General features: G+C 65.4%; 22 protein-coding genes. 9 read left to right on the plus strand and 13 right to left on the minus strand.

The features are described from left to right. Window positions 1-7: 7 nt before the first annotated feature. Window positions 8-886: a MurR/RpiR family transcriptional regulator gene (locus SB771_RS17590; RefSeq protein ID WP_011659129.1), complete on the minus strand. Its 879-nt coding sequence runs from the start codon at window positions 884-886 to the stop codon at window positions 8-10. A gap of 331 nt (window positions 887-1217) precedes the next feature. On the opposite strand from SB771_RS17590, the gene ggt reads away from it, so the two are divergent. Further along, window positions 1218-2969 carry a gamma-glutamyltransferase gene (ggt, locus tag SB771_RS17595; RefSeq protein WP_175659003.1) on the plus strand — a complete coding sequence of 584 codons (1752 nt, stop codon included), beginning with the start codon at window positions 1218-1220 and terminating at the stop codon, window positions 2967-2969. Between the two features lie 175 nt (window positions 2970-3144). Further along, the gene (locus tag SB771_RS17600) at window positions 3145-4473 is read left to right on the plus strand and encodes a dicarboxylate/amino acid:cation symporter (protein ID WP_011659127.1); all 1329 of its coding nucleotides are present in this window, start codon (window positions 3145-3147) and stop codon (window positions 4471-4473) included. Here SB771_RS17600 and SB771_RS17605 read toward each other — a convergent pair. After that, window positions 4470-4859, minus strand: coding sequence for a DUF3331 domain-containing protein (locus tag SB771_RS17605; RefSeq protein ID WP_175659004.1), 390 nt, complete (start codon window positions 4857-4859; stop codon window positions 4470-4472). The genes SB771_RS17600 and SB771_RS17605 overlap by 4 nt on opposite strands. A 31-nt stretch (window positions 4860-4890) precedes the next feature. Then, window positions 4891-6192 carry an NAD(P)/FAD-dependent oxidoreductase gene (locus SB771_RS17610; protein WP_175659005.1) on the minus strand — a complete coding sequence of 434 codons (1302 nt, stop codon included), beginning with the start codon at window positions 6190-6192 and terminating at the stop codon, window positions 4891-4893. 148 nt (window positions 6193-6340) lie between these two features. On the opposite strand from SB771_RS17610, the gene SB771_RS17615 reads away from it, so the two are divergent. Beyond that, entirely contained in the window at window positions 6341-6994 is a 654-nt protein-coding gene (locus tag SB771_RS17615) for a TetR/AcrR family transcriptional regulator (RefSeq protein WP_175659006.1), read from the plus strand. 35 nt (window positions 6995-7029) lie between these two features. On the opposite strand, the gene SB771_RS17620 is transcribed toward SB771_RS17615, so the two are convergent. Further along, window positions 7030-7941, minus strand: coding sequence for a LysR family transcriptional regulator (locus tag SB771_RS17620; protein WP_175659007.1), 912 nt, complete (start codon window positions 7939-7941; stop codon window positions 7030-7032). A 113-nt stretch (window positions 7942-8054) separates the two neighbouring features. Between SB771_RS17620 and SB771_RS17625 the strand changes: the two genes are divergently transcribed. Next, on the plus strand, window positions 8055-8816 hold the full coding sequence (locus tag SB771_RS17625) for an SDR family NAD(P)-dependent oxidoreductase (RefSeq protein ID WP_175659008.1): 762 nt from the start codon (window positions 8055-8057) through the stop codon (window positions 8814-8816). Between the two features lie 46 nt (window positions 8817-8862). On the opposite strand, the gene soxR is transcribed toward SB771_RS17625, so the two are convergent. After that, window positions 8863-9339, minus strand: coding sequence for a redox-sensitive transcriptional activator SoxR (gene soxR, locus SB771_RS17630; protein ID WP_006752588.1), 477 nt, complete (start codon window positions 9337-9339; stop codon window positions 8863-8865). A 79-nt stretch (window positions 9340-9418) separates the two neighbouring features. On the opposite strand from soxR, the gene SB771_RS17635 reads away from it, so the two are divergent. Continuing rightward, the gene (locus tag SB771_RS17635) at window positions 9419-9631 is read left to right on the plus strand and encodes a hypothetical protein (protein ID WP_175658688.1); all 213 of its coding nucleotides are present in this window, start codon (window positions 9419-9421) and stop codon (window positions 9629-9631) included. A 312-nt stretch (window positions 9632-9943) separates the two neighbouring features. Here the strand turns inward: SB771_RS17635 and SB771_RS17640 are convergent, their stop codons facing one another. Next, the gene (locus tag SB771_RS17640) at window positions 9944-10318 is read right to left on the minus strand and encodes a YXWGXW repeat-containing protein (protein WP_175659009.1); all 375 of its coding nucleotides are present in this window, start codon (window positions 10316-10318) and stop codon (window positions 9944-9946) included. A gap of 608 nt (window positions 10319-10926) precedes the next feature. Here SB771_RS17640 and SB771_RS17645 point away from each other — a divergent pair. Further along, window positions 10927-12045 carry a porin gene (locus tag SB771_RS17645; protein WP_011659117.1) on the plus strand — a complete coding sequence of 373 codons (1119 nt, stop codon included), beginning with the start codon at window positions 10927-10929 and terminating at the stop codon, window positions 12043-12045. 187 nt (window positions 12046-12232) lie between these two features. Here SB771_RS17645 and SB771_RS17650 read toward each other — a convergent pair whose 3' ends face one another. Continuing rightward, entirely contained in the window at window positions 12233-12631 is a 399-nt protein-coding gene (locus tag SB771_RS17650; RefSeq protein WP_006752579.1) for a GreA/GreB family elongation factor, read from the minus strand. Window positions 12632-13143: 512 nt separating this feature from the next. Between SB771_RS17650 and SB771_RS17655 the strand changes: the two genes are divergently transcribed. Then, entirely contained in the window at window positions 13144-13473 is a 330-nt protein-coding gene (locus SB771_RS17655) for a DUF4148 domain-containing protein (protein WP_105833350.1), read from the plus strand. A 152-nt stretch (window positions 13474-13625) separates the two neighbouring features. Here SB771_RS17655 and SB771_RS17660 read toward each other — a convergent pair whose 3' ends face one another. Then, window positions 13626-14087, minus strand: coding sequence for a CBS domain-containing protein (locus SB771_RS17660; RefSeq protein WP_175659010.1), 462 nt, complete (start codon window positions 14085-14087; stop codon window positions 13626-13628). 177 nt (window positions 14088-14264) lie between these two features. Here SB771_RS17660 and ribA point away from each other — a divergent pair, with 177 nt between their 5' ends. Next, on the plus strand, window positions 14265-14915 hold the full coding sequence (ribA, locus tag SB771_RS17665) for a GTP cyclohydrolase II (protein WP_011659115.1): 651 nt from the start codon (window positions 14265-14267) through the stop codon (window positions 14913-14915). A gap of 569 nt (window positions 14916-15484) precedes the next feature. Here the strand turns inward: ribA and SB771_RS17670 are convergent. From SB771_RS17670 to SB771_RS17685, 4 genes are all read right to left on the minus strand, one after another. Next, window positions 15485-15871: a VOC family protein gene (locus SB771_RS17670; RefSeq protein WP_175659738.1), complete on the minus strand. Its 387-nt coding sequence runs from the start codon at window positions 15869-15871 to the stop codon at window positions 15485-15487. A 372-nt stretch (window positions 15872-16243) separates the two neighbouring features. Further along, the gene (locus SB771_RS17675) at window positions 16244-17005 is read right to left on the minus strand and encodes a hypothetical protein (protein ID WP_175659011.1); all 762 of its coding nucleotides are present in this window, start codon (window positions 17003-17005) and stop codon (window positions 16244-16246) included. Window positions 17006-17055: 50 nt separating this feature from the next. Beyond that, a complete protein-coding gene (locus SB771_RS17680; RefSeq protein ID WP_175659012.1) occupies window positions 17056-17664 on the minus strand; it encodes an acyl-homoserine-lactone synthase in 609 nt (202 codons plus the stop codon). A 206-nt stretch (window positions 17665-17870) separates the two neighbouring features. Further along, entirely contained in the window at window positions 17871-18314 is a 444-nt protein-coding gene (locus SB771_RS17685; protein WP_105833365.1) for a DUF4902 domain-containing protein, read from the minus strand. A 73-nt stretch (window positions 18315-18387) separates the two neighbouring features. Here SB771_RS17685 and SB771_RS17690 point away from each other — a divergent pair, with 73 nt between their 5' ends. Continuing rightward, window positions 18388-19107 carry an autoinducer binding domain-containing protein gene (locus SB771_RS17690; protein ID WP_105833366.1) on the plus strand — a complete coding sequence of 240 codons (720 nt, stop codon included), beginning with the start codon at window positions 18388-18390 and terminating at the stop codon, window positions 19105-19107. 57 nt (window positions 19108-19164) lie between these two features. On the opposite strand, the gene SB771_RS17695 is transcribed toward SB771_RS17690, so the two are convergent. Then, on the minus strand, window positions 19165-19872 hold the full coding sequence (locus SB771_RS17695) for an MgtC/SapB family protein (protein WP_011659108.1): 708 nt from the start codon (window positions 19870-19872) through the stop codon (window positions 19165-19167). Between the last annotated feature and the right edge of the window lie 180 nt (window positions 19873-20052).

Consider the following 20052-nt stretch of genomic DNA (forward strand, 5'->3'; position numbering starts at 1 on the left):
ATCACCGTCACTCCGGCAAATCCCACTGATTCGCATCCCGCTCGACCCCACCCGTACTCAGCCGCTCGATTTTCTCCATCCGCTGCCGCGCCAGCTCGGGAAGCCGGTTCGTCACGCCGATCACCAGCGCTTCGGCGAGCGCGAGCGCGGGCACGTTCGTCTGCAGCATCGCGAACGGGCGTCCCTGGATCCGCAGCACGATCTCGGCGAACGCGCTGATCGGCGAGCGCCATTCGTCGGTGATCAGCAGCACCCTGACGCCGAGCTGGTGCGCAGCCTGCGCGAACCGGATGCTGTCCTTCTGATAGCGGCGAAAATCGAAGATGACCAGCACGTCGGCAGGCCCCATGTCCGTCAGCGTGACCGACGCGAGATTCACGTTCGGCTCGACGTACTGTACATGCGGGCGCGCATACGCGAGCGTGAAGGAAAACAGCGACGCGAGCGGCGCGGTGTAACGCCCGCCGCCGCAGAACACGCGGAGATCCGGATCGGCCAGCAGCGTCACCGCTTCGTCGAACGCCGCCGCGTCGAGCTCGTCGATCGTCGTGGCGAGCGCTTGCGAGAGCCGCTGGAAGATCGCCGAATGACTGTCGCGCATTCCCGATTCCGAGTGGAACGCATCCATCCGCGCGAGCGGCGAATTCATCGCGGTGTCGATCTCGTCGTGCAACGCCTGCTGGAACGACGAGTAGTTCGGAAAGCCGATCCGCACGACGAAGCGAAACACGGTCGGGTCGCTGACTTCGGCTTGCTTCGCAAAACTGGCGATCGGCCCGAGACCGAGGCTCGGATAGCGATCCAGCAGCGCATGCGCGACCTTCTGTTCCGACGGCGTGAAGCTATCCATCTGGGATAGCAGCAACGCCCTGATGCTTGTCCCCATCGGGCACTCCGGCTTGCTCGTATCTGAATGACAAACGGCAGACCTGTGTCTGCCGGCGACTCCACGCATGTTAGCCGATCGACGGCCCGCGGGCCGTGTGCGACTCCAGATTAGAGGGCCGCATCGCCTCCGCTCCGATCATTCACATGTGTAATAAAACAAACATTCAAAGCGACGGCGAATCCTTCCGATATAGCGGAATAATTCAGTGATAACCCTAGGTTTTTGAATAAAAACCCCGGTGATATGATCGCGGCCTCGCTGGAATGTACTGTTCATTACATGTCGGATCGCATCCGCATGGCCCGGTTATTGTCTGGAGGATTCCGTCATGAGGCGGCTCGTAGTACTCACCCTGTTGTCTGCCATGAGCGCGTGCGTGCTCGCCGCTTCGGAACCCGCGGTGGAAGCGAAGAACGGCATGGTCGTGTCGTCGCAGCATTACGCGTCGCAGATCGGCGTCGACATTCTGAAGAAGGGCGGCAACGCGGTGGACGCCGCGGTGGCGGTCGGCTACGCGCAGGCGGTGACCAATCCGTGCTGCGGCAACATCGGCGGCGGCGGCTTCATGACCGTGCACCTGGCCGATGGCCGCGACCGCTTCATCAATTTCCGCGAGACGGCGCCGGCCGCGGCATCGGCGAACATGTATCTCGATGCGAAGGGCAACGTCATTCCGGACGACAGCCTGTACGGCTATCGCGCGGTCGGCGTGCCGGGCACGGTCGCCGGTCTCGACCTCGCGCAGCGCAAGTACGGCAAGCTGACGCGCAAGCAGGTGATGGAGCCGGCGATCCGGCTCGCGCGCGACGGCTTCGTGCTGACGCGCGGCGACACGGACATCCTCGACACGACGATCGAGCGCTTCAAGAAGGATCCGGAAGCCGCGCGCATCTTCCTGCGCCCGGACGGCACGCCGCTGCAGCCGGGCGACCGCCTGGTGCAGAAGGACCTGGCGCGCACGCTCGAGCGTATCGCGGAGCAGGGCCCCGAGGCGTTCTATCACGGCGAGATCCCGAAGATCGTCGAAGCGGCCGCGAAGCGCGGCGGCGGCCTGATCACGGCAGCCGATTTCGCGTCGTATCGCGCGCAGGACGTTACGCCGCTGACCTGTACGTATCGCGGCTACGAGTTCGTGTCGGCGCCGCCGCCGAGCTCGGGCGGCGTGACGATGTGCGAGACGCTGAACGTCCTCGAAGGCTATGACCTGCGCAAGATGGGCTACCAGTCGGCGTCGGTGGTCCACTACATGACCGAGGCGATGCGCCATGCGTACGAGGATCGCAACACGCTGCTGGGCGATCCGAACTTCATCGACAATCCCGTCGCGAAGCTGACGAGCAAGGCGTATGCGGCCGAGATCCGCAAGCAGATCAGCGGCGAGACGGCGACTGCGTCGGTCGACGTGCAGCCGGGCGTCGGCGTGCACGAGAAGCCGGAGACGACCCACTATTCGATCGTCGACCACGACGGCAACGCGGTGTCGACCACATACACCGTCAATGGCCGCTTCGGCGCCGTGGTGATCGCGCCGGGCACGGGCTTCTTCCTGAACGACGAGATGGACGACTTCACCGTGAAGGTCGGCGCGCAGAACCTGTTCGGCCTCGTGCAGGGCACGCGCAACTCGATCGCACCGGGCAAGCGCCCGCTGTCGTCGATGGCGCCGACGATCGTGAAGAAGGACGGCAAGGTGTTCATGGTGGTCGGTTCGCCGGGCGGCTCGCGCATCATCACCATCACGCTGCAGACCGTGCTGAACGTGATCGACTACGGGATGACGCCGCAGGATGCGGTCGGCGCGCCGCGCGTCCATCATCAATGGCTGCCGGACCAGGTCTATTACGAGACCCGCGGCCTGTCGCCCGACACGCTCGCGATCCTGCACAAGATGGGCTACAAGATGGTCGAGCAGACGCCGTGGGGCGCCGCCGAGCTGATCATGGTCGGCCTGCCCGGCACCGAAGCGACGAGCCACCAGAGTTCCGGTAACGACTCGTCGGTATCCGGCAATGTACGCGTCGGTTACATCTATGGCGTCAACGATCCGCGCCGCCCGGCGGGGTCGGCGATCGGCTACTGATCGGGTACTCACCGATCCGGTTTGATCGCATCACATTGAACCGTTGCAACCGGCGTTCGCCATCGCGCGAGCGCCGGAGCAGCGACAGGGCGCATGACCGGCCCGCAACGCGCACCGTGGCACGGCACCGGCGCGGCGTTTTCTTCCATTCCTGCACCGTGCGTCGAGTACCGTTATGAACAAACGAATGTCCGCGGCAGTCTGGATCCTGCTCGCAATGGCGGCCGGCATCTTCATCGGCTACATGATCTACACGCAGTTTCCGGACAAGCAGTCCGCGACGGAAATCGCCGGCTACATCTCGCTCGTGTCCGACGTGTTCCTGCGCCTGATCAAGATGGTGATCGGCCCGCTGGTGTTCTCGACGCTGGTCGTCGGCATCGCGCACATGGGCGACGCATCGTCGGTGGGGCGCGTGTTCGTGAAGGCGTTCGGCTGGTTCGTCACCGCATCGCTGATTTCGCTGCTGCTCGGGTTGCTGATGGCGAACCTGCTGCGCCCCGGGGAAAACCTCGGCCTGCCGCTGCCGGATGTTGGCGCATCCGCGCATCTCGCGACGTCCAAGTTCACGCTGAAGGATTTCGTCAGTCACATGGTGCCGAAGTCGATCGCCGAGGCGATGGCGAACAACGAGATTCTGCAGATCGTCGTGTTCTCGATGTTCTTCGGCGTCGCGCTGTCGGCGCTCGGCGAGCGCGGCAAGATTCTCGTCGCCGCGATCGACCAACTGGCGCACGTGATGCTGAAGATCACCGGCTACGTGATGAAGCTCGCGCCGCTCGCGGTGCTGGCCGCGATGGCGTCGACCGTCGCGATCAACGGGCTGTCGATCCTGCTGAAGTTCGCGGTGTTCATGGGCGACTTCTACGTGAGCCTGTTCCTGTTGTGGAGCACGCTCGTGGCCGCCGGCCTGCTGTTCCTCGGCCGTCGTGTGTTCAAGCTGCTGGCGCTGATCAAGGAAGCGTTCATGCTGTCGTTCGCGACTGCCAGCTCCGAAGCCGCGTACCCGAAGATCCTCGACGCGCTCGACCGGTTCGGCGTGCGGCGCAAGATCTCGAGCTTCGTGATGCCGATGGGCTATTCGTTCAACCTCGACGGTTCGATGATGTACTGCACGTTCGCGTCGCTGTTCATCGCGCAGGCGTACAACATCCATCTGTCGCTCGGCACGCAGATCACGATGCTGCTGGTGCTGATGCTGACGTCGAAGGGGATGGCCGGCGTGCCGCGCGCATCGCTCGTCGTGATCGCGGCGACGCTGCACCAGTTCGACATTCCGGAAGCGGGGCTGCTGCTGATTCTCGGCGTCGACACGTTCCTCGACATGGGGCGCTCGGCCACCAATGCGGTGGGCAACTCGATCGCCAGCGCGGTGGTCGCGAAGTGGGAAGGCGAGCTGATGTCGGAGTCCGAAGCGAAGGCGCATGCCGCGCATCTCGACGCGGAACTGGAACGGCAGAACGGCGATCCGGCCTATGGCGCCGGTCGGGCGACGTCCGCTTAAGCGGCGTACGCCGCGTCGAGGGACGCCGCCAGCACCATCGCGGCGGCGTTGCCCGGCGCCGAGCCGAGCAGTTGCGGCGCATAGACGCTGTCGCCGGGCGCGATCGGCCGCCCCGACAGCGCGCAGACGCCGCGCTTGCGCGTCGTGAACAGCCGCCACTTCTGGTAACCGTAGTGACCGGTGCACGCGTCGCGCCACGAAATCATCACGGTGTCGGCGGTGGGCCGCTCGAGCACGCTGATGGTCGGCTGGCTCGTCGCGTCCCACGACGGCAAGCGGTCGCGCGTGACGCTGCGCCTGCGCGGCGCGGCCCATGAGACGGACGGCATGTCGAAGCTGCCGATCGCGGCGACGGTCCTGAGCCAGGCGGCTGCACTGTTGCTCATGTCTGCTTTCCTCGAAACGTTACGCAATGTATCAAGACAGGCGGATGCGCGGCTGCACGCAGCCGTTGATCCGTTCGGCGATCCACAGCAGCGTCGCCTTGGAGAATCCGTGCAGCGCCTGCTGGTGCCGCCGGTACAGCATCAGATGGCTGAACTGGGCGAAACGCCCCTGGATGAAGCCGCCGCGGAAGAACCCGAATTGCCCGAGCGTCCCGAATGCGTCGTAGTCGCTGATCGACACGAGCGCGCCGAAATCGTGGAACGCGAACGGCGGCAACGGCTTGCCGTCGAGCCATGCGGGCAGGTGTTTCGCGAGATGCTCGGCCTGCTGGGTCGCGACCTGCGCGGTCGGCGGCAGCGGCCGCTCCTGGCCGTCGGGTTGCAGGCTCGCGCAATCGCCGATCGCGAACACGTGTTCATCGGCCGTGGCCTGCAACGTGGGCCCGACCATGATCTGGTTCGCACGGTTCGTATCGAGCCCGCCCAGCGCCTGCATGAAATCCGACGCCTTCACGCCGGCCGCCCACACCATCAAATCCGCTTCGGCAAACGAACCGTCTCCATAGTGGAAGCCGTTCGCATCGGCCGACGTGACGCGCGTCGACGTCAGCACGTGCATGCCGATCTGTTCGAGCCGGCGCTGCGCGGACGCGGAAATCCTTGGCGGAAACGCGGCGAGGATGCGCGGGCCGCTTTCGAGCAGCGTCAGCTGAAGCCGTTCGCGCACCGTCGCATCGCCATACGCCTGCGCGACTTCCAGCAGCCGGCTCAGCTCCGCTGCCAGCTCCACGCCCGTCGCGCCCGCACCGACGATCGCGACGCGAAACGGCTCGTCGCGCGCGATGCTGCGGAACACGCGCATCCGCAGTGCTTCGTTGAAGGTTTCGGCCTGCTGCTGGCTGTCGATGAAGTAGCAGTGCTCGCGCACGCCCGGCACGCCGAAATCGTTGGCTTGGCTGCCGAGCGCGAGGATCAGCACGTCGTATTCGAGCTCGCGCGCGTCGAGCAGGAGTTCGCCGTCCGGCGAGCGGATCTCGGCGAGCTGCACGCGGCGGCGCGCGCGATCGAGCCCCTTCAGTTCGCCGGGCTGGTACGTGTAGCCGTGGTCGCGCGCGTGGGCGAGGAAGATCACCTGCTGTTGCTGCACGTCCCGTGTGCCGGCCGCGATCGTGTGCAGCATCGGCTTCCACACGTGGGTCGGGCTGCGGTCGACGACAGTGACCTGCGCGCGCCCGCTACGGCCGAGGCGTTCACCGAGGCGGGTCGCGAGCTGCAAGCCGGCGATTCCGCCGCCGACGATGACGATGCGGGCAGGGCGAGTAAGGGTTGTCATGGATAAATCATCACGTGATGAATAAGGTATGATCCTAGCGCTTCCCGGCTTCGCGTGTCAACGGAGCGGGGCAGGCGGCCCGGCCCGGGCGACGCGAAACCGGGGCACGAACATGGGCATTCGAATCAATCAACAGGAGCAGGAAAACGTGGCTGAAGTCACTGAGTGCGCGCCGTCGAAGCGACGCACGCGCGGGCGGCCGCTGGCGGACGCGTCCGTCGGTCCGGACGTGATATTGCGAGCCGCGCGCCGCACGTTCGCGAAGCGCGGCTACGATGCGACGAGCGTGCGTGAGGTCGCGCGCGAGCTGGGCATCGACGCGGCGCTGATCGCCCATCATTTCGGCACGAAGGAAACGCTGTGGCTGGCGGTCGTCGAGCAGATCGCCGAGCTGGCCCAGCCGATGTTCGATGCATTGCGTGCGCTGCGCGCGTCGTCATTGCCGCATCGCGAGCGCATGCGGCGCGCGATCGAGCTGTGCGTCGATCACGAATTCGACGAGCCGGACATCGGCATGTTCTTCTCGACGGCAGCGACCGAGGAGGGCGCGCGGCTCGATCGGCTGCGGGAGCGGCTCGTGCGGCCGTATCACGACGCGATGTTTCCGCTGCTGGCGGAGGCCGTCGACGCCGGCGCGATCCGCCCGGTCGATCCGGATGTGCTGTTCTTCATGATCGCGAGCGCGGTCGGCACGACGGTGTCGTATAGCCACCTGATTCTCGAGTTCACGTCGTTGCCCACGCGGCAGGATGCGTTCCGGCAGGCCGTGCTCGACGTCGCGCTCAACTTCCTGCTCGACTGAGCGCCGTGGGCGCGACGCGCGCGATCACGTCGCCGTCACGTCGCAGCCACCAGCCCCAGCGTGCCAACCGCGTGCCGCGCGCTGTCGCGCAGCGCGTCGACGAGCGGCGACGGCGTCCGGTACGCGATCGCCAGTTCGTACGCGAGCGGGCTGCCCGCGCCCGTCAGTTCGCAGAACGTAATGCCTTGCGGCTGCATCGGCACGAACAGGCGCGGCATCAGCGCGACACCGATGCCGCCCGCGACGAGTCCGGCGGTCGTCTGCATCTGACGCGGCTGCTGGACCACCCGCGGCGCGAAGCCGGCCTGCGCGCACGCCGTCACGATCCGCGCATGCATGCCGGGCCCGTGATGCGCGGCAAACAGCACCCACGGTTCGGCCGCCAGCTCGGCCAGCGCGATGCGGCGGCGGCGCGCGAGCCGGTGGCCGTCGGGCAGCGCGGCGACCATCCGGTCGCGCAGCAGCGGCTCGACGTGCACGTCGCCGGCATCGGCCACCGGCAGCACGACGAGGCCGACGTCTGTGCGGTCCTGACGCAGCGCGAGCACCTGCTCGGCGGTCGTGCCTTCTTCCAGCTGGAAATCGACGTCCGGATGCCGCTCCTGGAACGCGCGGAGGATCAGCGGCAGCAGCGCGTTGACCGTGCTGTCGACGAACCGCAGCCGCAGCGTGCCGCCCAGGCCGGCGCCGGCGCGTCGCGCCACGGCGACCGCCCGCTCGGCCTGCTCGAGCGCGCGGCGCGCTTCGAGCAGGAAGGCATCGCCGGCCGGCGTGAGCGTCGCGCCGCGGTTGTCGCGTTCGAACAGCGCGACGCCCAACTCTTCCTCGAGCTTGCGGATGGCCGCGCTGAGCGGCGGCTGCGCCATGTGCAGGCGCTCGGCGGCGCGCCGGAAGCTGAGCGTTTCGGCGACGGCAATGAATTGCCGGAACTGGCGCAAATCGATCATTGCGATACCTTTCGCGTATCGGATGGTCATCGAATTCGTATTTTACCTATCGCCGTGCATTGTCCAGACTGCCAATGTCATCAATCGTCAACACCGAGGAAGGAGGGCAGCACATGACAGGCAGCGAACAGCAACGTACGGCGATCGTCACGGGCGGGTCGAGCGGAATCGGCTTCGCGATCGCGAGGCGGCTGGTGGAGGACGGGTATCGCGTCGCGATCGTCGGGCGCGACGCGGGGCGGCTGGAGGCGGCCGTCGCGCGGCTCGGCACCGCGGCGATCGGGCAGGCGGCCGACCTGAGCGTGCGGCGCGACGCGGCGTCGGCGGTCGCGGCGATCGTCGCGCAGTGGCCGCGCATTGACATGCTGGTCAACAACGCGGGGCAGACGGGGCGGGTCGGCGCGGACACCGAAGCGGGCGACGCCGAAACCGTATGGGATGCCGTCCTCGCCGCGAACCTCAAGAGCACGTTCATCACGACGCTGGCCGTGCTGCCGCACCTGGCCGAGCGCGCCGCGCGGATCGTGAACATCGGATCGATCGCGGCGCGCGCCGGCAGCCTCCTACCGGGCGGCCTCGCATATGCGGCGGCGAAGGCGGGCGTCGAAGGGTTTACCGTCGCGCTGGCGCGTGAACTCGGGCCGCGCGGTGTCACGGTCAATACGGTCGCGCCAGGCTATATCGCCGATACGCGCTTGTTCGGCGATGCCGGCGTCGCACCGGCCATCGCGGCGACGATCCGCGAGCAGACGCCTGTGGGCCGCGCCGGCCATCCGGACGACATCGCGGACGCGGTCGCGTGGCTCGCCGGGCCGCGCGCGTCGTTCGTCACCGGCGCGACGATCGCGGTGAACGGCGGCTGGCGCGTCGGATGACGCGGAACGGCAGCGCGGCGGCGGGGCGTCGCGCCGGCCGCATGCGTCAGTCGAGATCGGGCGGCGTATCGCCGAGCCAGCGCCGCGCGCCGGGGCCGTTGCGCCCCGCGCGATCCTCGGGATTGGTCAACTTGCAGCGCTTCAGCGACAGGCAGCCGCAGCCGATGCATTCGTCGAGGTTGATGTAGAGCCGCTGCAGCTCCTCGATCCGGTTCGCGACGCGCTGCTTCCAGCCGCGTGACAGCCGCTGCCAGTCCTTGTTGGTCGGCGCGGTGTCTTCCGGCAGGCTCACGAGCTGCTCGGCGATCTCGTCGAGCGAGTAGCCGATCTTCTGCGCGAACACGATGAATGCGATCAGCCGCAGCACCGCGCGCGAATAGTGGCGATGGCTCGAGCCGTTACGGTGGGACTTGATCAGCCCGCGCATCTCGTAGAAGCGCAGCGTCGACGCCGGCACGCCGCTGCGCGCGGCCACTTCGCGGATCGACATCAGCGGCCATTGCGGGGTTTCGTCTATACCCATGATGCCCTCCGGGAAAGCTTGACTTCAAGTTAACTTAAACTTTTATGCTGCGCGGCAGTTTAACCCGTCGCGAGGCGTCATGCTTCTCTTATCCCTACGCAGGACGTCGCCTTTGGGTGCGGCCTGCGCACTGCTGCTGGCGTTATTCGGGCTGCTGTATTTCGTGCTCCTGACGGTGTACCCGGAAGCGCAAGGCGTATACAGCCCATCGCGCGGCCGCTTCCTTGTGCGCGGTGGCAAGCAGGTGGCGCGCGGTGTCGGCGCCCCGGTGATCCAGCCGAATGGGCACTGAGCACCGCGTCGCATGTCGGCTGCGGTACGGATCAGTGAAACGTGCTGCCCGCGAGCATCCCGCCGTCGACGATGAATTCCGCGCCCGTGCAGTACGCGGATTCGTCGGATGCGAGGAACAGCACGGGACGATCGGGACTTGAGGCGAGCGATCCGCCGCGAGCGGGGCAACTGAGATCGGCTGCGGTCCGGGGCCGATTCGGGCGCCGATTAGCCACCTCGCACGCCGGCGCGCCGTCTTTCTATCGTCGACCGCCGCCGGGTCGTCCGCCGTACGGCGTTGCGCCGACCGAAAGCCGGCGCGGGCGTCCGTCTATCGCCACGTGCCGTCGACGTAGATCCACACCGGCCCTTGGCGCCGCCAGTAGCCGGGCACCCACCGACGCCCCGGGCGTCGCGCGACCCAGCGGCCGGACACCCATATATAGTGGCCGCGCTGCCAGCGCCAGTAGCCATCGGTCCAGACATAGCCGTGCGGCCGCGGCGGCGGCGGACGGCGATCGTGCCGCGGGGCCGGCGGCGCGAAGCCCGGGCGATCGGGATAAGGCGGCCTGCCGGGCCCTTGGTTCGGTCCGGGCGGCCGGTATCCCGGCGGTGCTGGCTGGGCCGAAGCGGTACGCAGCCAGCCGCCGGTGGCCGCGACGGCGGCGGTCAGTCCGATGGCGCGCAACAACGAGCGTCGATTCATGGCGGGTCCTCTTATATGTAGTTGGTCCGCCGTACATTAGCCTCCCGGTCTCGTGGCCGGGTTACGCAGGCCGTTAAGGCTGTTACTGCATGTCACGAGGGCACGTTGTTCGTCCGCTGGAGCGGGCGATCTCCCGTTGCAGCCCCGTGCCGACGGCGCAGGCACCAGCAACGGCCGCGCGGATGTGTGTTTACCGTTTGGCCGGTTGGTTTTTAGGCGGCGCGGCCCGGTATTTGAGATTTGTTTAGGTAAAAATTACCTATTTCGGGCGATTTACGGATTCCGCTTGTTGTTTCTATGCAACCGTCAAGACGCTGACACGAAGGAATGGTGGGATAGAAGGGTCCAAAAAACCGTCGTCAAGAAGTCAAAAAAATACGTAAAAACAAATACTTATAACTCGTCCCCACTTTCATTATTTCTAGTTATGGAAAAGCTTATTTCTTTATTTGCAGATCGCGCCCCTAGGGTACACCCCTAAACTCACGGTTCCCAAACGGGCAACTATCCGGGCGCCGCCAGCAGGACCGATGGCGCTCCCGGGCGGTTGCAGACCGTTTATGAACAAGGTCGCGAGACCTGCCTCTTTTTAGAAGGGAGCTCCACGAATGAACAAGACTCTGATCGTTGCAGCAGCTGCAGCATCGTTCGCTACCGTCGCTCACGCGCAAAGCAGCGTCACGCTGTACGGCGTGCTGGACGCAGGCATCACCTACACGAGCAACGTCCAGCCGGCACTCGGCCAAGCTGGCAAGTCGCGTTGGGCGATGGGTTCGGGCATTGACCAGAGCCGTTTCGGCCTGCGTGGCTCGGAAGACCTGGGTGGCGGCCTGAAGGCAATCTTCACGTTGGAAAGCGGCTTCGGCATCGGTAACGGCAAGCTGGGCAACAACGGCGGCATGTTCAACCGTCAAGCATTTGTCGGTCTGTCGAGCCAGTACGGCACGGTCACGCTGGGTAAGCAGTATGACGCAACGCAAGACTACCTGGCGCCGCTGACGGCAACGGGCTCGTGGGGCGGCACGTACTTCGCGCACCCGCTGAACCTCGACCGTCTGAGCACGACCGGTGACGTCGCAGCGAACAACACCATCAAGTTCACGAGCGCGAACTACGCTGGCCTGCAATTCGGCGGCACGTACTCGTTCTCGAACAACACGAACTTCGGTAACAACCGTGCGTACAGCGCAGGCGTTGCATACCAGTTCCAAGGCCTGAAGCTGGCGGGTGCATACTCGCAAGCGAACCTGGGTGACGGTACGAACGCAAACGGCGCGACGTCGTCGGCAATCGGTGGCGTTGCTAGCCAAGGCCGCGTCCGCACGTACGGTGCTGCTGCTGGTTACGCATTCGGCCCGGCACAAGTCGGCGCTGCATGGACGCAAGCACGTCTCGACAACAACGCAGTTGGTCTGGGCACGCTGCGCACCGACAACTACGAAGTCAACGCAAAGTACAACCTGACGCCGGCTCTCGGCCTGGGTGCTGCTTACACGTACACGAACGCGAAGATCAACAACGGCAGCACGCACTGGAACCAGTTCGGCCTGCAAGCTGACTACTCGCTGTCGAAGCGCACGGACGTCTACGCACAAGCTGTGTACCAGCGTGCAGCGAAGAACGGCATTGGCGCATCGATCTACAACGGCGACAGCTTCAGCAACAACCTGCCGAGCTCGTCGATCAACCAAACCGCAGCAACGGTTGGTCTGCGTCACCGCTTCTAAGCGTGACAAGCGGGGTAACCCGCTTCGCAGTATCGAAAAGGCGCCTTCGGGCGCCTTTTTTTCGCCTGTCGAATGCGGCTATGCGGGTCGCGACGACGGTGCGTATCGTCCGGGCGCAAAAAAACGAGGCTCAGGGCCTCGCTTTTTGTTTGATATGGCCGAGGCACGCTGCCGGCCCGCAGCGGCGTCAGCGCGTGTATTCGCCGTTGGCTTCCGGCTGGAACACGATCGCTGCAACCTTCATCAGCTTTTCGGCGCCGCTCGGCTGCAGCACCTTCACCAGTTGACCTCGTTGCGTACCCAGCAGCGCCATGCCAACGGGCGAGAACACGTTCAGGCGCCCGAGTTCGAGATTAGCGGCATCCGGATAAACAATCGTCCAGGTGGCCTGTTCCTGGGATGCTTCGTCGAGCAGCGTGATCTGCGAGTTCATCGTGACGACGTTCGCCTTGATGGCGTCGGGCTGGACGATGTCCGCGCGCTCGAGCAGCGTGTCGAGCATCGCCTGGAAGCGCGGGTTGTGTTCGGCGTGCTTCTCGAGGCGAGCGACGTCGACTTCGCTCAGCTGGTAAAGGCGTTGTTTCATGGCAGTTCTCCAAATGATCGGCGGGGGCAGGCGTGGCATGCCTATGAGGATCGCCCGGAGCCTGTCTGACCTGGCTCCGGGAGGAGACCGTGCCGTCAGATCAGGCGCCGGGCAGGGGCGAGCGGTGCCTGGGCCGTGCGTCGAACGCAGGTGGGCGCCGGCTGACCGGCGCGCATGCACACGCCGGCGGGGCCGGACGGCAAAACCGAAAGAGGCGTGGGCGCGTGCATGGTGGATAGGGTACCGACGGATGAATAAAGCCTTACGATTCTACAACACAACCTTCGGATCGGCGATTAGGCTGTCGGCCTTCCGTCAGGCATTGTTGTGGAAATGCTTTAAGTGATGGCGATGCAGTGACGCGACATCGATGGATTTTTTCCAAAAACGCAACGCTGTATGTTCAAACCAAGGGTTTCCCCTTGGTATCGCGAGCACTACACTTGTTTCCATCGCTTCAGACAGTCCTGCCGGGAGCGACGCCAAAAGAGAACATATTTCGGAGGTCCATCATGAAGTCGATCATCTACGCAGCGATCGCTGCATCCGTCCTTGCCGCCCCGATCGCATCGTTCGCACAGTCCGAGCAGGGGTTGACCCGTGAGCAGGTCCGGGCCGATCTCGTGCAACTCGAACAGAACGGCTACAAGCCGGTCGCGAGCGATTCGCAATATCCGCAGGACATCCAGGCCGCGGAACGACGGATTCAGCCGAGCCAGCCGATGCTCGCCCAAGCCGATACGAGCGGCTACGGTGCGGTGGCGATGAGCGCAGGCCAGTCGGGCCGCCGCGTCACGCGTGAAGCCCCGAATCCCGTGAACTCCGTCTACTTCGGCAACTGAACATCCCGGGTCTGCCCGAGCACAGCATGTGACCGACGGGGCGCGCGCCGCTAGCGCGCGTCCGCGTCAGCAGAGCAGAACCTCCGTCGCCGCACTCCGGCGGCTTTCCCGCCCAGACGCTCGCGCGTTTGGGCCTTTTTCGCTGGAGTGGATCAGACGGACGTGACCGACGGGGTGCCGTGGATATAGTGTTCCAGCTGGCTGATCGTGAATTGCTGGTCGGCAATCACGCTCTTCACGAGGTCGCCGATCGAGATCAGGCCGATCAGCTTGCCGCCGTCCAGAACGGGCAGGTGGCGCATCCGGTGTTCGGTCATCAGCGCCATGCACTCGTCGGTGGATTGCGATGGTTCGACGTAGCGCACCTTGGCCGTCATGATTTCCTCGACGCGGGTGGCTTTCGACGAACGCTCCTGCAGCACGATCTTGCGCGCGTAGTCGCGCTCGGTAACGATGCCGGCGATGTCGTCACCGTCGACGACCAGTAGCGCGCCGATTCCCTTTTCGGCCATCAGCTTGATGGCGTCGTAGACGAAATCGTTTTTCGTGACGGTGTAGATCGTGCGGCCGGAATCCGGCTTGGCCTTGAGAATTTGCGCGACAGTCGTGCTCATTTGCTTTCTCCGTGTGCGGGACGATGCAGGGAAGGCAGGGCGTGATGCGCGGCACCCGATGGGCCCAGTATAGCCGGGCCGACTGAGGCAGTCGCGTGACGTTTCCAGATTAGCGGTAAACTCCGGTCACGCACTATCCACACAACTCCTACATTCCTGATCGTTTCGACTCAATTCATGATGTCTTCGCGTCCCCAATCGCCCACGCCGGGCAATGGCCAGGCCGACGAGTGCGTGACGCTCGTCGCCACCGCGTCGCTGCCCACGCGCTACGGTACGTTCACGTCGTACGCTTTCCGCGTATCGGGCAGCGATGCCGAACATCTCGCGCTCGTGATGGGTGACGTCACCGGCGAACAGTCCGTGCTGGCGCGGCTGCATTCCGAGTGCCTGACGGGCGACGTGTTCGGCTCCTACCGCTGCGATTGCGGCGAGCAGCTCGATCTCGCGCTGCGCTACATCGCGGCGGAAGACCGCGGCGTGCTGCTGTATCTGCGCGGCCACGAAGGACGGGGCATCGGCCTGAGCAACAAGATTCGCGCATACGCGCTGCAGGAGCAAGGGCGCGATACCGTCGAGGCCAATCTCGACCTCGGCCTGCCCGACGACGCCCGCGAATACGACTCGGCCGCCGCGATCTTGCGGATCCTCGGCGTGACGTCGGTGCGTCTGATGAGCAACAACCCGAAGAAGTTCGACACGCTCGTGAAGCACGGCATTCCCGTCTGCGAACGCGTGGCGCTCGCGGTGCCGATGCGCGAGGAAAACGAGCGTTATATCCGCACCAAGCAGGCGAAGTTCGGGCATTACTTCGAAGAGAACGAATAAGCGTGTTCGACGCGCGGGTCCCCGACGGACGCCGCGCGCATTCTGCGAGCGCCGGGCAGGGCGATGCGTCCCGCTGCATTCAATTCTCGTCGTCGGTGCTGGTGGCCGTCGACGCTTCTTGCCGGTTCAGGCAACGATCGCGATTGCGTCACTCCTTCGCTTTGCATTCGGGCTCGTTACTGCGCTATCAAAAGCGCACCCGTGCGGGCTGACGCATCCCGCGCTCCCTGTACATCCCGATCACGGTTGACCGCTTCGTCGAAGATCGAAACCGAACGTTTGACGTTGTGTCGCCGACGCTCGGACGATGCTGGCGCGCTGGTGGCGATGCGTTCAGATCGCGCCGTGACCGCATGGCTCGCGCGTGGCCGATCTGGGTTGCCTGCCGATGCACGGGCAACCATCGCACGCTTCGAAGCGCAATCCGACGCACGCGAGCAATCTCGGCAGTCATCCTGCGTAGCCGCAAGGACATGCGCTGCGACGGCATATGCTCGCGTTTGTCGCACGTGCTGACTATTCGTCCCGCCGCCGATCTCAGCGCGTAACGGTTCTGGCATGCCTGCCCGTCAACGCCATTCCGCGTTCTGCAGGACGATCCGGTAGCCATCGGGGTCCTCGAAAGTCTGTCCGGATGCATCCCAATACGGATTGAACGACGCCACGCGCATGAAGCCGTGCGCGGCTGCGCGTGCGCATGCGGCTTCCCAGGCGCCGTGGTCGGGCAGATAGAAGACGATCAAGTCTTCGGGCGTGGGGGAGGGTGCGACCGGATGCGCCGGGCAGCGCGTGAATTCGAAGTGGTAGTCGAGCCCTTCGCGTCCGAGCATGACGCCGGAGAAGCCGTCGTGATCGTCGAAGCGCGCGAGTACCGACAATTCGAACGCGTCGCGGTACATGCGCTCGGTTCGGGCGAGATCGGCGACGGGGCGGGCGATGCGCAGATGGGCGTGCATGACGACGTCGGCGGTGCGTAACGGTTCGCCGATGATAAGCCGCAGGGCCCACGGTGAATGTGCCGCAAGCACGGAATTTTGATATGTCCCCGCTAAACCACGCAGGCAAGAAAAAGCCCGCTCCTGGGAGCGGGCTGAATCCATGTTTGGAGACATGGAGGAGACAGATGTAACTTTAAGGGAAAACCCGAGGGATGGCAAGCCCTAGTTGTAATTGTGCAACGCAGCGCGAACTGCTTTCCGGGCAAGAGGAGAGCACTGCGTATCGCGGCTCTTCCCGCGATCCGGCATTCCGCCATGTCCTGCCCGGCACATTTGCCGTTCAACCCACCGATCGACGCGTATCCGCGGGCTCCCGCCACTCTCACCTGCTCACATGCCGCCAGCCCGCGCATGCGCAGCAAATGCGCTAAACCGCTCCTGCGCAACCGGCACCGCGTACTTGTCGCGCATTTCCATCTCGATCCACGCGCAGGCTTCGCGCGCGCAGTCGGTCAGCGCGTGCCGCGTCGCGTGTCCATCGATGTCGTAGAGGAAGCGCACGCCAACCTCGTCGTCGGCGACCTGCCGCTGCAACTGGTTGAGCTGCAGTTGTGGCCCATGCCGCTGCGACAGCGCGCGCAGCTCGTCGAAGTGATATTCGAGCCAGTCGGCGAAGAACAGCGCATCGCTGTGGCTGCGCAGACGGAACGCCGCGCTGCGCGACGGACGCTGCGCGGTGTCGCCCGCAGCCTGCGGCTCGCCGATCGGTGCGACCGCCGCATCGACGGGCGCGAGCGGCTGCCCGATCTGCCGGTACGGTTCGCGCTCGCGTAACGCGTGCCACAGCAGTTCGTCGCCGGCGGCCCCGGACGGCTGCATCGTGAGGTCGTGCCGACTGTCGCCGACCGCGGCGATGTCGCGGATCACGAGGCGCAGCGAGCAGAGCGGCTCGTCGGCGACCAGCAGCGTCGCCGCGCGCGGCAGCCCGCAGACAAGTGGTGCGGCGCCGGCCGCCCGGAACACGAGGCCGCGGCGATCGAGCCGCACGAGCGGCAGCGGCCGCGGGAACGACGGGTAGGCGACTGCGATGCGGGCGCCGCTGGCACCCGTCAAGCCGGGCATCATCGCGCGAAAGACCTGAGACTGGTCCAAGGTGGTTCTCCTTCGTTACGATGCCGCGGCCGGACTACGCGCGTTCCGGCTCAGGCGGCGATGGCTTGCCGGGTGGCCCGTCCCGGCTCGATTCCAAGTGCAGCAAACGTTTGCGGATCGATGTCGATCCAGCACGCGACAACCAGACGACCGTCCACCTGCTTCGGCGGTCCTGCCCGGTGCGCGTGCACGCCGATCCGGCGGAACAGCCGCTCCATGCTCGCGAACGTCACGCCGATCAGCTGCCGCGCGCCCAGCTGCGCCGCGCATTCGACGACCGCGGCGAGCATCGGGCGGACGGCCCACTCGGCATTGCCCGGACCGCCTTCGTCGCCGGTCGCCGCGAACCGCGACAGCTCCCAGACGGCGGCCGATTGCGGCAGCGGGACGTCTTCGGCGATCAGGTCGGCGAACAGCGACTTCAGCAGATACGGGCGGGTGGTCGGCAACAGGCGCGCACATCCGCACACGTCGCCGCCGGCGTTTCTCGCGAACACGTAGACGGTATCGTCGCGATCGAACTGATCGCGCTCGAAACTCTCGTTCGCCGACGGAAGCGCCCAACCGAGCTGTTCGACGAATACACGGCGCCGATAGCGCCCTAAATCCGCTGCAAGTTCGTGCGGCAACCGCCCTTCCTCGTGAACGAAGGTTCGCATGGTGTCCTCGGATTGATCTTTGTATGCACGCATTACAGCGCGCGTCCCGAGGAGGCGGTAACTGGTAACTCTTACAGGTAGACGTGCGCCGACGCGATTTGACCGGTGGTAACGGTTTCTTGATCGGCGGGATTGAAATACGGGCGGCTTTTGCTTATAAAGAGCGCCAGTCTTGAGGAAATGTCAGAGGAAAGCGTGGCAGATTGTCACTGGAGCGTGGGACCGGCATGATAGGTGTCATTGCGGCCGAGCAGCGACGATGCGACGGCGGCGGGCCAGTCGATGCCAGCGAGCCGCGCGACGAGCGCGGCGGCGGTGCGGAACATGCCGAGGTCGGCGCCGTTGGCGTCCACAGCCATGATGTTGCTGCGGACGTCGCCGCCCGCGATCACGAACGTGCCCGTTGCACGTTCGAGATACCAGTCCCAGCCGACCGTCAGGTATGCGACGCCGGCACTGGCCGGGCGGTGCCATTCGGTATAGCCGGCCAGGCGCGCGTCGATGGCGCTGTCGCGCAGTTCCGCGAGCAGCGATGCATCGAGGTCGCTGGCGACATGGTCGAGCGCAAGCGCGGCCAGTGCGTTTTCGGACAGCCGTACGTAGCCGTCCGGAGACGGGCCGCGGACCGGGTGCAACAAAGGTGAAGTCATGCGCGGAATGTATCAGCCCCGAACCGGCGCTGGCACCTGACAGGTATGACAGCGTGACGTTGTCGGAGAAATAATGGAATTACGCTGGCAGGATGCCTACCAACAATTCAGTGCCGCGGAAGACGAGCAGCAGCTCTTCCAGCGGATCGCTGCCTATTCTAAACGCCTCGGCTTCGAATATTGCTGTTACGGCATTCGCGTGCCGCTGCCCGTATCGAAGCCGGCTGTCGCGATCTTCAATACCTATCCGGACGGCTGGATGGCGCGCTACCAGGCGCAGAACTACATCGAGATCGATTCGACGGTCCGCGACGGCGCGATGAGCACCAACATGATCGTGTGGCCGGACGTCGACCGGATCGACCCGTGCCCGTTGTGGCAGGACGCGCGCGACTACGGGCTGTCGGTGGGCGTTGCGCAGTCGAGCTGGGCGGCGCGCGGCGCGTTCGGGCTGCTGAGCATCGCCCGTCATGCGGACCGGCTCACGCCGGCCGAGATCAACATGCTGACGCTGCAGACGAACTGGCTCGCGAACCTGTCGCATTCGCTGATGAGCCGCTTCATGGTGCCGAAGCTGTCGCCGGAGTCGAGCGTCACGCTGACCGCACGCGAGCGCGAGGTGCTGCGCTGGACGGCCGAAGGCAAGACCGCGTGCGAGATCGGCCAGATCCTCAGCATCTCGGAGCGCACGGTCAACTTCCACGTGAACAACATTCTCGAGAAGCTCGGCGCGACGAACAAGGTCCAGGCGGTCGTCAAGGCGATCGGGGCCGGACTCATCGACACGCCCTGACGTGGCACCGGCGGCAGGGCGGTCCTGCCGCCGGATCGCACGCGCGGCTGCTGCCGCTCACTCCATCAGCGGCTCCGCTTCCTTCGCGGTCCAGCTCACGCTGGAAATGCTCTTCTCCATGCTCATCCGGCTCGCGATCTGCTCGAGCTTCTGCTGATCCTTCGGATGCAGCTTCAGCGTCGCGGTCACCTTCAGCCGGTCCGGCTGCTCGGGCACGTCCTCGCTGGTCAGGCTCTGGAACGACAGCGGTTTCGCATACATCGAATTCGACAGCAGCGTGCGGATGTGCACTTCGTCCGCGGTGAGGCAGATCACGGTGATCTGGTATTCGCGCACGAGATCGGCATTCGATACGGGAGTCGCGTTGATCGCCTGGCTGACGCCGCGCAGCACCGTGTTGGTGAGCAGCACCACGCCCGTGCCGGCCAGCGCCGGCACGAAGTGGCCGGAGCCGGCCAGCACGCCGACGGCGGCCGAGCACCACAGCGTCGCGGCCGTGTTGATGCCCTGGATCGAACCCTTGTCGCGCATGATCACGCCGCCGCCGAGAAAGCCGACGCCCGACACGACGTAGGCGGCGATCTGCGTGACGCCGGCCACGCCGTTGCCGGTCAGCACGCCGAGCGTGACGAACAGGCACGCGCCGCTCGCGACGAGCGTGATCGTGCGCAGGCCCGCCGTGCGTTGCCGCATCTGGCGTTCGAGGCCGATCGCGACGCCGCAGGCGAACGCGACGAAAAGACGGAGTGCGAAATCGAGAGTCATGAGTGTCCTGCCGTGCAATGAGCGCATGCTGGCCCGCGTCGCGTCGGCGCGATGCCGAACGCGGCACGATGGCCGTCATCGCGCGGCACTGTACCGCGCGAATGCGTCATTCAGTGTGAAACGGGAGGCGTGCGGGCTCGCGGAACGCGAGCCGCGGCAGGAGAACTGCGTCGGACAGGC

This window comes from Burkholderia sp. SIMBA_051, assembly GCF_046534915.1.
Lineage (GTDB): Bacteria > Pseudomonadota > Gammaproteobacteria > Burkholderiales > Burkholderiaceae > Burkholderia > Burkholderia ambifaria.

Excerpts from the sequence above, each read along its gene's own strand:
- ribA (WP_011659115.1), top strand. The coding sequence starts at position 14,265 with ATGATGTCTTCGCGTCCCCAATCGCCCACGCCGGGCAATGGCCAGGCC.
- SB771_RS17685 (WP_105833365.1), bottom strand. The coding sequence starts at position 18,314 with ATGACTTCACCTTTGTTGCACCCGGTCCGCGGCCCGTCTCCGGACGGC.
- SB771_RS17650 (WP_006752579.1), bottom strand. The coding sequence starts at position 12,631 with ATGAAACAACGCCTTTACCAGCTGAGCGAAGTCGACGTCGCTCGCCTC.
- SB771_RS17620 (WP_175659007.1), bottom strand. The coding sequence starts at position 7,941 with ATGATCGATTTGCGCCAGTTCCGGCAATTCATTGCCGTCGCCGAAACG.
- SB771_RS17635 (WP_175658688.1), top strand. The coding sequence starts at position 9,419 with ATGCTTCTCTTATCCCTACGCAGGACGTCGCCTTTGGGTGCGGCCTGC.
- SB771_RS17590 (WP_011659129.1), bottom strand. The coding sequence starts at position 886 with ATGGGGACAAGCATCAGGGCGTTGCTGCTATCCCAGATGGATAGCTTC.
- SB771_RS17645 (WP_011659117.1), top strand. The coding sequence starts at position 10,927 with ATGAACAAGACTCTGATCGTTGCAGCAGCTGCAGCATCGTTCGCTACC.
- SB771_RS17600 (WP_011659127.1), top strand. The coding sequence starts at position 3,145 with ATGAACAAACGAATGTCCGCGGCAGTCTGGATCCTGCTCGCAATGGCG.
- SB771_RS17605 (WP_175659004.1), bottom strand. The coding sequence starts at position 4,859 with ATGAGCAACAGTGCAGCCGCCTGGCTCAGGACCGTCGCCGCGATCGGC.
- SB771_RS17640 (WP_175659009.1), bottom strand. The coding sequence starts at position 10,318 with ATGAATCGACGCTCGTTGTTGCGCGCCATCGGACTGACCGCCGCCGTC.
- SB771_RS17625 (WP_175659008.1), top strand. The coding sequence starts at position 8,055 with ATGACAGGCAGCGAACAGCAACGTACGGCGATCGTCACGGGCGGGTCG.
- ggt (WP_175659003.1), top strand. The coding sequence starts at position 1,218 with ATGAGGCGGCTCGTAGTACTCACCCTGTTGTCTGCCATGAGCGCGTGC.
- soxR (WP_006752588.1), bottom strand. The coding sequence starts at position 9,339 with ATGGGTATAGACGAAACCCCGCAATGGCCGCTGATGTCGATCCGCGAA.
- SB771_RS17610 (WP_175659005.1), bottom strand. The coding sequence starts at position 6,192 with ATGACAACCCTTACTCGCCCTGCCCGCATCGTCATCGTCGGCGGCGGA.
- SB771_RS17690 (WP_105833366.1), top strand. The coding sequence starts at position 18,388 with ATGGAATTACGCTGGCAGGATGCCTACCAACAATTCAGTGCCGCGGAA.
- SB771_RS17670 (WP_175659738.1), bottom strand. The coding sequence starts at position 15,871 with ATGCACGCCCATCTGCGCATCGCCCGCCCCGTCGCCGATCTCGCCCGA.
- SB771_RS17660 (WP_175659010.1), bottom strand. The coding sequence starts at position 14,087 with ATGAGCACGACTGTCGCGCAAATTCTCAAGGCCAAGCCGGATTCCGGC.
- SB771_RS17680 (WP_175659012.1), bottom strand. The coding sequence starts at position 17,664 with ATGCGAACCTTCGTTCACGAGGAAGGGCGGTTGCCGCACGAACTTGCA.
- SB771_RS17655 (WP_105833350.1), top strand. The coding sequence starts at position 13,144 with ATGAAGTCGATCATCTACGCAGCGATCGCTGCATCCGTCCTTGCCGCC.
- SB771_RS17695 (WP_011659108.1), bottom strand. The coding sequence starts at position 19,872 with ATGACTCTCGATTTCGCACTCCGTCTTTTCGTCGCGTTCGCCTGCGGC.